Annotated in this window: 9 protein-coding genes and 1 pseudogene; 4 read left to right on the top strand and 6 right to left on the bottom strand. The window is 63.0% G+C overall.

What is annotated here, in order from left to right:
- The 3 genes and pseudogenes from ACYVF6_RS43255 to ACYVF6_RS43245 form a co-directional block, all read right to left on the bottom strand.
- Positions 1-301 (bottom strand): annotated as a pseudogene (locus tag ACYVF6_RS43255) (hypothetical protein); the annotation flags it as partial.
- Between the two features lie 171 nt (positions 302-472).
- Entirely contained in the window at positions 473-1297 is an 825-nt protein-coding gene (locus ACYVF6_RS43250; RefSeq protein ID WP_460531928.1) for a DUF427 domain-containing protein, read from the bottom strand.
- Positions 1298-1446: 149 nt separating this feature from the next.
- Positions 1447-2370 carry a LysR family transcriptional regulator gene (locus ACYVF6_RS43245; protein ID WP_460531925.1) on the bottom strand — a complete coding sequence of 308 codons (924 nt, stop codon included), beginning with the start codon at positions 2368-2370 and terminating at the stop codon, positions 1447-1449.
- 132 nt (positions 2371-2502) lie between these two features.
- On the opposite strand from ACYVF6_RS43245, the gene ACYVF6_RS43240 reads away from it, so the two are divergent.
- Positions 2503-3522, top strand: coding sequence for a zinc-dependent alcohol dehydrogenase family protein (locus tag ACYVF6_RS43240; protein ID WP_460531922.1), 1020 nt, complete (start codon positions 2503-2505; stop codon positions 3520-3522).
- A 28-nt stretch (positions 3523-3550) separates the two neighbouring features.
- On the top strand, positions 3551-4069 hold the full coding sequence (locus ACYVF6_RS43235) for a hypothetical protein (RefSeq protein WP_460531919.1): 519 nt from the start codon (positions 3551-3553) through the stop codon (positions 4067-4069).
- Between the two features lie 38 nt (positions 4070-4107).
- On the opposite strand, the gene ACYVF6_RS43230 is transcribed toward ACYVF6_RS43235, so the two are convergent.
- The 3 genes from ACYVF6_RS43230 to ACYVF6_RS43220 all read right to left on the bottom strand — a co-directional run bounded on the left by ACYVF6_RS43230 (position 4108) and on the right by ACYVF6_RS43220 (position 7075).
- Positions 4108-4740 (bottom strand): LysE family translocator, encoded by a 633-nt coding sequence (locus ACYVF6_RS43230; RefSeq protein WP_460531916.1) that lies wholly within the window; start codon positions 4738-4740, stop codon positions 4108-4110.
- A 307-nt stretch (positions 4741-5047) separates the two neighbouring features.
- Positions 5048-5242 carry a hypothetical protein gene (locus ACYVF6_RS43225; protein ID WP_460531913.1) on the bottom strand — a complete coding sequence of 65 codons (195 nt, stop codon included), beginning with the start codon at positions 5240-5242 and terminating at the stop codon, positions 5048-5050.
- 555 nt (positions 5243-5797) lie between these two features.
- Positions 5798-7075: an epoxide hydrolase family protein gene (locus tag ACYVF6_RS43220; protein ID WP_460531910.1), complete on the bottom strand. Its 1278-nt coding sequence runs from the start codon at positions 7073-7075 to the stop codon at positions 5798-5800.
- A 283-nt stretch (positions 7076-7358) separates the two neighbouring features.
- Between ACYVF6_RS43220 and ACYVF6_RS43215 the strand changes: the two genes are divergently transcribed.
- Both ACYVF6_RS43215 and ACYVF6_RS43210 read left to right on the top strand, forming a co-directional pair.
- Positions 7359-8090 (top strand): Rossmann-fold NAD(P)-binding domain-containing protein, encoded by a 732-nt coding sequence (locus ACYVF6_RS43215; protein WP_460531907.1) that lies wholly within the window; start codon positions 7359-7361, stop codon positions 8088-8090.
- 6 nt (positions 8091-8096) lie between these two features.
- Positions 8097-8708 (top strand): DinB family protein, encoded by a 612-nt coding sequence (locus ACYVF6_RS43210; RefSeq protein WP_460531904.1) that lies wholly within the window; start codon positions 8097-8099, stop codon positions 8706-8708.
- Positions 8709-9161 lie beyond the last annotated feature (453 nt).

Here is a 9161-nt window from a genome sequence, read left to right as displayed (position 1 = left end):
ACAGTTGGGTCGCCAGTTCGAACGCTTGCTTACCCTTGGCGCTGGTGTACCGGTCGACCGTCTCGACGAGCAGGTTGAACACCTCGAGCCCGGCCGTGCGGCCTAGGCTGGTCGTGCCGGCCTCCGGCTCCGCGTGGTCGCACTCGAGGAGGCGGCTGGCCGGGCGGGAGCTCAACTCGAGCTGGCCGCCGGGCTCGTACGTGATCTTGCTGCCACCGGGCAACGCGCCGACTCTGTCGAGCGTGGTGCGCAGCTGTTGGAGAGGGACTGGTTTCGTGGGTTCGGAGAGATCTGCGAGCAACCACTCCACTTCAGCGCCGACAGTGGTCGGTGGACCGGTTTTGAAGCAGGTACGGCCGGTGCGGCCGTGCACCGAATCCAGCGAGAGCGGCTTGGCCGTGGACCCGCGGCTGTAGTCGGGAGCACATCGTGGCGAATGCGTGGAAACGATGGGAGGACACGACTTCCGTTGCTAGGCGGTGGCGCGGTGATCGACTGCGACGACTGTGTCGTCGCTGAAGCTCATCATCCCGGCGATCGCCCTTGACTCGTCGAGGGGTGATTCGTAGGACCATGCGGCGTCCGGCAAACCGTCGGCCGTCCAGTAGGAGGCGGTTCCCTTGTACGGACAGACTGTAACCGTGTCGCTTCGGGTGAGGGCGACCAGAACGTCGTCCGTCGGGATGTAGTAGCGGTTCGGCAAACCTGTCTCAGCGAGCAGGAGCGCTCGTTCGGTTTCTGCAAGAGGGGTTCCGTCCGGTGTCGTGACTCGGACACGACTGCTGGCCCTGCGGATGTCGATGCGGTGGAACGGATCCGGGACGTGGCCTCGGACGTCGTCTTCTTCGTCGAGTATGCGGTCGAAGCGTTCTTCGTACACACCGGCGTATCCGCGCAACCATGGTGCTTGCTCTACAGGGTTTTCATAGAGCCACAAGGCGTCTTCGGCCTGCTCGTCCCCAACAGCGACCGTCCGGTAGGTGGCGTGTCCCTTGTAGGGGCAGAACGATGTCGTGTCGGTGGGTGTCAGAAAGTCCGTTCGGGCATCCTTCAGCGGTACGTACAGCCGGGGTCTGATCCCTGTTTCGTGCAGCAGCGCCGCCGAGCGGGTGTCGACGATGGTCGAACCGGCGAACTCCAGCCGGATGCGCCGGCCTAGCGGATGGAAGAAGACCCGGTGCTCGGGGCCGTCGATCTGGTAGTTGTGCGTTGCTGGCTCTGCGGCCAGTGGGCCGTTCGCTACGGTCAGACTCATGACAGATTCCTTTGCGCTATTGGTGTCAGCGGTCGGCCGCATGGATGCCGCGGCCACACCTGAGCGCCAGCCTAGGTTCGGTGTCGTCTATCTGGGAAACAACGATTTACCCAGCTTTCACAACCGGCGTGTGTGAATGCTCGGGATGGCCGAGCCGAGTGGCTCGCCAACCCCGGGCAGAGCTGCGGTCGTCAGTCGGCGATGCTGCGCTGGGTCAACCACCCACGTGCACGGGCGACATCTCGCGCGGCCGAAAGGAACAGCTCGAGCCCAGGTCTGGGCTGCCGCTGGGCGGAGGTCATGATCGACCACGTGAACTGCGTGGTGGGCTCCGTGAGTGGAAGGAACACCAGGTCGGCTGGCGGGTCGTGCCATTGGACGGTCGGAACGACACACAGAGTTTCGCGCAGGACGGCCGCCGCCTGGGCGGAGCCGTGCGTCGCCCCTGGCCAGCGTCTGACGCCCACGCCCGCTCTGGAGCAGGCATGCTGCACCAGTTCCACCCATTCGGCGGCGGCCTCGGGCCTCGGTAGGAGGAGGTCGAAGTCTCCCAACAGCTTCGTGGGCACCTGGTCAAGCGTTGCCAGGGGGTGTGAGGAGGCCATGCCAACGAGGATTGGTTCGTACCGAAGCGGCTCGATCCGAATGTCGGCCGGGGCGTGGGTGGCCAGCCCTAGCAGGACGTCCAGGCTTCCGTCCCGTAGTGCGTCGAGCCCGCGCGGAACTCCGTCCTCGGTCTGCTGGACGGCCAACTCTGGGTGCAGCTGCCGCACGTTGGCCAGCACCGCTGCGCCGGTTTCGAGTCCTCCGGAGCCAGGGTCTACTCTCAGTGGGAGATCGCTGTGCGGCGAGGTGAGTTGGCGACTGGTCTCAATGACGTCGTCTGCTGCGGCTACCGTGCGCTGTGCTGAGGGCAGGAGTGCCACACCCGCGGGTGTGAGGACGACCGACCGGGTGGTGCGTTCGAAGAGTTTGACTCCGAGGTCGTCCTCCAGTTGCCGGATGATCCGGCTCAAGGCCTGTTGTGTCATGTAGAGCCGGCGCGCGGCGGCGGAGAAGCTGAGGTCCTCGGCGACCGCGACGAAACAACGGAAGTGCCGCAGTTCGATGCTCACCGTTCCGAGCATAGCCGGATTGACACCGCATGCAGGTGGGTGACTTCAAGATCGTTGTTTCTCACGTTGTCTATCGTCCTCTACTGTGGACAGCCGCCGGGGGTGTTTCGTACTGCTCTAGTGGAGGCACGCATGCCACGCGTCGTACGCTTCGATGAATATGGCTCACCCGACGTTCTACGGATTGCTGAGGAACCGGAACGCAAGCCGGCCCCTGACGAGGTGCGCATCAGGGCTCAGGCCCTGGGATTCATGGTTGCCGACCAGATGTATCGCGCAGGTACCTACCCAGAACCCGCCAAGCTGCCGGGCGCAGGACTGGGATATGAGGTGTGCGGTGTGGTCGATGTGGTCGGCGATCACGTTCGGACGGTCAAGCCTGGGGACGTGGTGAGTAGCTTCACCAACTTTTCGCTCAACGACTACAGCGCGCACGCTGAGAGTGTCCTCCTTCCGGAGCGCTGTGTCACGAAGACACCAGCTGTTCTCACGCCAGAGCAAGGGGCGACTTTCTGGAATCCTTTCCTGACGGCGTATTGCGGCATCGTTGAGTTGGGTCGTCTGGAACCAGATTCGGTAGTGTTGGTGACGGCGGGTACCAGTTCGGTCGGCACTGCTGCGATACAGGTTGGCAAGGCATTGGGCGCGACTGTTGTCACGACGACTCGATCCCGTGGCCACCGTGAGCGGCTAGAACGACTCGGAGCGGACCATGTCGTCGTTTCGGGTGACGACGATCTCGACAGGTTGGTTGCTGAGATGACAGATGATAGAGGTGTCGATGTCGTCTTCGATGCGATCGGCGGAGCACCGTTTCAGGACTTCGGTGCGATCGCCGCGGTTAGGGGAAGACTGATCTCCTACGGCGTGCTCTCGGGCGAAATGCCGGTTGTCCCGTTGGCTGAGATCATGGCGAAGGATCTCTCGATCGAGGTCTACACGCTGTTCAAGCACACGGGGAACAGGCACTTCAACGCCGTGGGCCAACCGGAAGTGGTCGGGCGGGCCAGTCGTTTCATCCTCGACGGGATCGCCCTCGGATATCTACGGCCCGTTGTCACCGAGGTCTTCGATGGGCTCGACCGGTACGTTGAAGCCACATCATTCATCGCAGAGGGTCAAAGCGCGGGCAAGGTCGCCCTTCGGCTGTAACGAAGGTCTCGATAGGAGGGAGCGAGTCATGGAGAAGTGGGGCGCGGAGCTGTATGGGAATCCCTGTCGTGCTTGTTCCTTCGACTTCACCATGGCTCCGGTCGAAGCGGTTCGGCAGGTGAAGGAGATTCCAGCGGCGTATGCTAACCGGCTGGCGGGTGCGACAGGAACCGAAAAGCATCCTGACCTCGCCTGGACGGTTACCGCGTACGTCAGCCATGTTGCCGACAACCTTCGCGGATGGGCCGAACGGCTGACCGGCGGCTACCTGGCTGGAGATCGGCGTGTACCGGGTTATGATCCGGATCTGCTTTCGCGCGCTCGCCACTACGACGATCTGTCCCTGGCTGGAGCCCTCTGGTCGCTGCAGTGGGCCGTCGCCGCATGGTCGGAAGCTGTCGAGGCCGCATTGGCCGCGGATACCGTGCTGCTGCACATTACTCGTGGCGTGCAGCGTGCCGAGGATGTGGCACGGAACAACGCGCACGATGCGCATCACCATCTCTGGGACATCGGTCGGATACTTGCGGTTCAGCGACCCGTCTAGATCCTGTGGATGCAGACAGTCGTCAGGCGGCAGGTTGATCAGTCCGGGCGGCCGGTGAAGGCAACGCTGACACCCAGTCCGATCATGGTGAGACCGCCGATCCCATCGACAATCCTCAAGCGTCTGTGTGATTGGGTGAACCAAGCTCGCGCTCTGGAGGCGAGCAGGCTCCACAACGAGTCACAGATCAACGCGATCGCAACGAACACCGCGCCAAGCAGGATGATCTGGATCGGGAGATGCCCGCTGGATCGATCCGCGAACTGTGGCAGCACGGCGGAAAAGAAGACAGCGCCTTTGGGGTTGGTTATGCCGACGACGAAGCTGTCTCTTAGCGGCCGGCTGTCGTTTGCGATCGACATGTCTTGCGTCGATGCGTGCTCGTGGCGCTGGACTATGGTTCGAATGCCTAGGACGACAAGGTAGATGGCCCCGGCGAGCTTGACGAGCGTGAACGCCAGGACGGAGCGCTCCATTACCGCGCCTACGCCCAGAGCTACCGCGATCACCAAGACAAAACCGCCCGCCTCTTGCCCGATAGCCGAGGCCATCGCGGTGCGGCGCCCGTGCGACAAAGCGCGGCCGATAATGAACAGCACTCCCGGCCCAGGCACGAGGATAATCAGTGTCGAGACAAGAGCAAATGTCAGCAAATGATCGAGCGAGATCACATTCCTATAGTAGCCGAACCGGCATACCCTCAGCTGAGCCTTCCTCGGCCACGAACGCCGCAAGCGTCTTCGGTTCTCGGCCGCCCACGTTCTCGATGGTGTCGGTGACCGCATAATCCTGTCCGCTCCCCGTTGAAGTCCCGAGGTACGGCCCACAGCTTGGACAGATGCGTCGCGGCGTGGTCGTTGATCCGGGTGCCGACGGCCTCAAGCCACGTCTCGTCGGAGATGTTCTGGTAGGTGATCTCGCGGCCGAAGCCGCGCGCCAAGGTCGCGGCGATCTCTCGTACGGTCAGGACCTGGCCGACTACGGGGTATGCCGTGCCGACGGGAGCCTCAGCGGCGGTGAGTGCGCCGACCGCGACCGTGCCGCGTCCTTTCCGGCGACCAGGGGGATCACAGTGCTGTCGCTGCCGAACGGCGCCCTGAACACGCCCGTGTCGATCGCCGAGCTCGCCAGGGCAAGAGCATGGACGTTCTCGAAGAACACCGTCGCTCTCACGTGGACTGCCCCGACCCCCGGCCGACTCAAAGACCTGTTCGGACAGGTAGTTCTCTCGCAGGCGCGGCGTCGGAGCGTCCGGGGCCGAGACCAGCATCACCATGTCGACGAGCCGCGTCACCCCCGCCGTGCGGGCTGCGACCGCCATGTTGACCGTCGCCTCCAGCAGGCCCGCTTGGACCGGGCAGGCGAAGTAGACGGAGGAGACGCCCGGCGACGGCGTTCCGGATCGACTGGAAGTCCAGAAAGTCGCCCACGACTACTTCCGCGCCGAGGCGGCGCAGGTGCTCCGCGCGGTCGTCCAATGTACGAACCCATGGCACGGACGGGTATGCCACGTTCGCGGAGCAACCCCGTGACACGTCGTCCTGTCTTGCCTTGACCGCCGCCGGCCGCGCCGGTCACGAGCACAATGCCATCCGGCATTCCTGCATCTCCCTGCTGTTTGTGGTCAGCTCAGCCGTCCGAAGCCTCCTACGGCAGCTGGCGGCCAACACGGACGCACGCCATCGCCTGATGCACCCGATGGTCGGGTGCATCAGGCTGTGGAACAGCTCAGGTGGTAAGGCCGGTAAATGTGATGATGTCGGCGGCTAACGCGTCCGTCTGTTCCAGGACGGCAAAGTGCCCGCCGTTGTCATGTTCCCGCCATAGCCGGATGTCGCTGCGCGATCGTTGGGCGTAGTGCTTCGGCATGCGAGGCGTGATCGGGTCGGGGAACGACGAATAGCCGAACGGAACACCGATCTTCTGTCCTGGCTCGAGTTCTAGTCCTTCCAACCCGAATCCCGTGTAGGGCCAGATGGACGTGGCGATCGTGTCGGTCAGGGCGTAGAGCATCACTTCGGTGAGCAGGCGGTCTCGAGAATAGATGGCCTCGAATGGGCGTTGTCGCGTGTCCGTCCACTTCTGCCACTTGTCAAGAACGTATGCGGCCAGGCCGACAGGGCTGTCGGTCAGGGCGTAGGCGATTGTCTCCGGGCGAGTGAGCTGAAGGCGGAAGTAGGCGAACTCCCGATCGAGGAGTTCCACCTCGGTCTGTGCGTAGGCGAGTTCTTCTGGCGTGGGGTCCGGTACGCCGGTCTGCCCGGATCCGAACGGCGCGCCCGCCTGGCGGACCGCCACCAGGTTGGTGTGTAGGCCGACGATGTTGTGTGGCGTGTCGATGCTGAGCCAGTCGGCGATGACCGCTCCTTGGTCGCCGGCATGGATCAGGTAGCGTTCGTGGCCGAGCACCTCGGTCATGAGGAGCCCGATGTGTCGCGAGATCGAACGCAGTCCGCGAACTTGGTCGTCGATGGACTCGGAGAACACGGAACCCGGTTGCGAGGGAACCACCACTTCGTACCCGTTGCCAGCTAGGCGCTCGGCAAGCGGCAGCATCGTCGCATAGCTGTACGGCCAGCCATGAAGCAACAGGATAGGCGGATTCCGGACTGTGCCACCACGGGGAGCCAGATGAGCATAATGGAGGTCGCGGCCGCCGATCGAGACGAGGTACTGCGGTGTCTTGTTAAGCTTCGCCTCGACCCTCTTCCAGTCATATCCTCTACGCCAGTATGCAACCAGGCTTTTGAACCAAGCCTCGTCGACGCCGTAGCGCCATCTCGCGCCCTTTGACGTGATCGGAAACTTGGCTGTGCGTACTCGCTCCTCTATCTCCCTCAGTGTCGCCTTGGGCATATCGATGGAGAACCGCGTAGGACTGCCTGTGGCTTGCGGCCTGACAGCCTTGACAGAGTCCGGTCGAGGGAGGTGACCAGGCAGAACGGCGCCCGCGAGTAGTGCTGGCACAGACGCGACGACAGTTCGCCGGCTGAGATCCAGAGTCATGACGTTCTCCTTGAAGACTACAGAGGGTAGGGCGCGGTCCAGGCTAGCCGGGGGAAAGTGTCAAGAAAAACAACAAGTTCGTGCCCATTGACGCTATTTCCTTGTTGACAGATAACGAAGACCTTGGCTCTTTGATACAACGCCCGGTTGTCAATCGCCTTGTGATTGGTGTTTCTCCGACCGTATCCATCAGGGCTAACCTCTTGCCTGCCGAAGGCACCAGCCGCAGGCGATCCAACGCCGGCGGTCTGGTGAACGTAAATCACACGTACGAGAGGTAGTTGTGTACAAGGACCTTGAAGGCAAGACCGCGCTGGTGATCGGTGGCTCACGAGGCATCGGCCGCGCGTGCGTCGAGCGACTGGCCGCCCATGGTGCGGCTGTTGCCGTCAGCTATGTCCAAAGCACGGCGGCCGCCAACGAGCTCGTTCAGGCCGTCGAAGCAGATGGTGGGAACGCGGTCGCACTCCAGGCAGACGTCTCGGAGTTGGGTGAGGTACGCGCGCTCTTCGAGGAGGCCGAGGCCGCACTTGGCCGACTCGACATTGTTGTCGTGAACGCGGGAGTGGCCGTGACGAAGCCGATGCTCGAAAGCACGGAGGAGGACTACGACTACGTCTTCGACACCAACACCAAGGGCGCCTACTTCGCCTTGCAGGAAGCGGCCCGACGAGTCAGCGACGGCGGACGGATCATTGCGATCTCGACCGGCGCAACAAAGATGTGGTTCACCAACATGTCACTCTACCTAGGCAGCAAGGCCGCTGTAGAGCAGTTCGTTCGAGGGCTGTCTCGTGAAGTTGGGCACAGGCGGATTACCGTCAACGCCGTGTCTCCAGGCTATACCAACACCGACATGCTACCTGCGGACTACAAAGCCGTCGCAGCGGAACAGTCCCCCTTCGAACGGGTCGGCGAACCGGAGGAAGTGGCCGACGGGATCGTATTCCTGGCGACCGACGCGGCGCGGTGGATCACGGGCCAGAACTTGGGCGTGGGTGGCGGCGTATCATGAACCGCCATGTCTGACGTGCTCGCGCTCCACGCCAAAGCTGTCGCCGAGTTCGACCGGAGGGTGCACGTTGTCGGACCTGGTCAATGGCGCGCTGCGACGCCGTGCGCCGAGTGGGATGTCCGCGCGCTGGTCAACCATATGGTGTACGAACACCTCTGGGTTCCTCCGCTCCTCGACAGTGCCACCATCGAGGAGATCGGTCACCGATTCGACGGCGACCAGCTCGGCGACGACCCCGTTGCCAGGTGGGAGAAAGTCACCGCCACGGCGATAGCCCAGCTGTCCGTTCCAGGCGTGCTTCATCGGGCGGTACATCTCTCATACGGCGACGTCACAGCCGGCGAGTACTGTGCCCAGCTGACCATCGACATCACCGTGCACGCCTGGGACCTCGCACAGGCGATTGGCGTGGACGATCGACTCGACGTGGAGCTCGCCACGAGGGCGTACCACTGGACACTGCCTCAACTGGCACGCCAGACCGCCAGCGGGCTGTTCGCAGACCCGGTCGGCGTCCCGGAGGACGCCGACCCCCAGACCAAACTGATCGCCCTGTGCGGTCGCGACCCGTTCGGCCCGCTCCGCAGCAAGGGCACTGGTGCGGAGCGGACTGACTGACACGTTGAAGACGTCGTGACCACGGGTGTGCCCGGCAGCAGAGTGACCGCTGCCGGGCACACACCGGTTCAGGCCGTCGGCCAGATCAAGCCACTGCCCGTAATGTCAGACCCTGACGGCCAGAGCAGACCATCACTCATATCAACAGCTCCGTTCCACTAGATACTGATATTGTGCCTCTTCATTTACTGTCGAACGCTAGCCAGTCGGACAGCGGCAGAGAAACACCGATCTCACGGTGATTAACACTGCGATGTTGTTGGCTGGACAGCCTTTGAAGTTCGGCACTTTTTCCCACCCAGGAATCGCGCGGATTTGACGGCGGTTGCCGTCAAGTCCGCGCGGTTGTTTGTTAGGTGGCGAGTTGGGTGGTGTTGAGGATGTTCCAGGGGTTCCAGGAGCCGCCGGTGAAGATCTTTTGGGCTAGGCGGTGGCTGGTGTCGGCGGCGAACA

Source organism: Flindersiella endophytica (assembly GCF_054779015.1).
Note: the sequence above shows the minus strand (reverse complement) of the source record. Positions and strands in the feature narration are given on the sequence as shown.